The organism is Paenibacillus paeoniae (assembly GCF_003388735.1).
In the GTDB taxonomy this organism is placed as follows: domain Bacteria; phylum Bacillota; class Bacilli; order Paenibacillales; family Paenibacillaceae; genus Pristimantibacillus; species Pristimantibacillus paeoniae.
Window position 1 is genome coordinate 1 of sequence record NZ_QUBQ01000015.1, and the last position, 1,286, is coordinate 1,286.

2 protein-coding genes are annotated in these 1,286 nt (G+C 47.6%); both read right to left on the bottom strand.

What is annotated here, in order from left to right; genetic code table 11:
• Nucleotides 1–39 precede the first annotated feature (39 nt).
• Nucleotides 40–918, bottom strand: coding sequence for an IS3 family transposase (locus DX130_RS26115; RefSeq protein WP_338068663.1), 879 nt, complete (start codon nt 916–918; stop codon nt 40–42).
• Nucleotides 915–1,211 carry a transposase gene (locus tag DX130_RS26120; RefSeq protein ID WP_116050355.1) on the bottom strand — a complete coding sequence of 99 codons (297 nt, stop codon included), beginning with the start codon at nt 1,209–1,211 and terminating at the stop codon, nt 915–917. The genes DX130_RS26115 and DX130_RS26120 overlap by 4 nt, the downstream gene beginning before the upstream one ends.
• Nucleotides 1,212–1,286: the final 75 nt, after the last annotated feature.

Consider the following 1,286-nt stretch of genomic DNA (forward strand, 5'->3'; position numbering starts at 1 on the left):
TGGACCTCTTTCAAGAAAGTGGACAACACATAACGTTACTCATGCGATGGTTTTGTAGTACGCCTCTTCGAATCGAACGGGGGATAAATACCCCAGCGACCCATGGATTCGCTTCCGGTTGTAAAAGAGCTCGATGTACTCAAACACACCTTGTTGCGCTTGTGCTTTCGTCCGGAATGTGGTGCAGTAAATAAACTCCTTCTTCAGCACACTGTGGAAGGATTCGATGCAAGCATTGTCATAACAGTTGCCCTTGCGACTCATACTGGCTTTCATCTTATATGTCTTTAGCCGTGCCCGGTACTCTCCTGACGCATACTGTGAACCACGGTCGGAATGATGAATGAGCCCTTTTGCTGGCTTCTCTGACGCGTACGCATCGTCCAGCGCGGAGAGAACCACGTCGGTCGTCATCCGATCGGCGAGTTTCCAACCTATAATTTTACGCGTGAACAGATCCAACACACTAGCCAAATACAGCCGACCTTCTCGACACGGGATGTACGTGATGTCCGTCACCCATACTTTGTTCGGAGCCGTCGTCTTAAAGTTCTGGTTGAGCACATTAGGCGCAATGGGATCGGAGTGATTCGAGTCGGTCGTGGCGACTCTGAACTTTTTGGACACACAGGATCGCAGGCCATGCTCGCCCATGATTTTGCCGACTAAACGCTCCGATACCTTCCAGCCTTCACGGCGTAGAAGATGTGTGATTTTCGGGCTACCGTACCGTTGATGAGTGTCTACGAACAACCACTTAATGCGTGCCAATAACGCCTTACGACGCTTCTGATAGCTATTTTCGTTGTTTTGTTCTTGGACCCATTTGTAGTAACCGCTTTTAGACACTCCCAGGGTACTGCACATCTTCTCCACTGCATGATTGGAGCGTTGATCGGCAATGAATTGAAATTTCAGTTCTTTTCTTTGCTGAAGATGTGCATAGCCTTTTTTAGAATCTCAATCTCCTCCTGGAGATCGGCAATCTCTTTGGCTTGGCTTTGAATGGTACGGTTTTTTTCTCGTAAGGCATCCGGCGTGAGCAGAGGTTCATTCTCGAACTTACGATGTTTGGCCATCCATTGCTGCAGGGTGCCTTCCGGAATATTAAGCTCCTCTGCAATCTGTGGGATGTTCTTCGTTTGCTCCTGAATATACTTCACCGTCTGCCGCTTGAATTCATCGTTGTAGTGTTGTCTCGTATTCCTCATTGTGAACACCTCACCTTGTATTAGGTTTATTATCTAATTAACGTTAGGAGGCGTCCACTTTTTATTCTAACTGCA